Raw genomic sequence first — 538 nt, forward strand, 5'->3', positions numbered from 1 at the left:
TGGTTCCACCGKCGCCGGCCCGGCATTGCTGCGCCGCTGTTCCTCGTAGGTRCGGAACGCCTGGTGGATGTGCTTGCGCAGCTCRTCGTCGTTCCAGGGHTTGGTCAGGAAGCGGTAGATCGCACCACGGTTGATTGCGTCGGTCACCGTGTTCAGAGTGCTGCCGGTGAAGCAGCCGCGCTGATCGCTTCTGGTAGTGCCGGCCGCTGGCCGGCAACCTCATTGRACCCGACATTCAGRGCAGCCGGCCAGCGGCCGGCTCTACCAGAGGGGAYCGTTACCGCAACGGTGGACGATCCTCTCCACCATCGGCTGGTTCCACCGGCGCCGGCCCGGCATTGCTGCGCCGCTGTTCCTCGTAGGTRCGGAACGCCTGGTGGATGTGCTTGCGCAGCTCRTCGTCGTTCCAGGGYTTGGTCAGGAAGCGGTAGATCGCACCACGGTTGATTGCGTCGGTCACCGTGTTCAGAGTGCTGCCGGTGAAGCAGCCGCGCTGATCGCTTCTGGTAGTGCCGGCCGCTGGCCGGCAACCTCATTG

1 pseudogene is annotated in these 538 nt (G+C 65.2%); it reads right to left on the reverse strand.

Annotated features, from left to right (window positions below):
- Window positions 1-277 precede the first annotated feature (277 nt).
- Window positions 278-469: pseudogene (locus tag D7T59_RS00010) on the reverse strand (EAL domain-containing protein); the annotation flags it as partial.
- Window positions 470-538: the final 69 nt, after the last annotated feature.

Source organism: Stenotrophomonas maltophilia (genome assembly GCF_013464915.1).
Lineage (GTDB): Bacteria > Pseudomonadota > Gammaproteobacteria > Xanthomonadales > Xanthomonadaceae > Stenotrophomonas > Stenotrophomonas maltophilia_AT.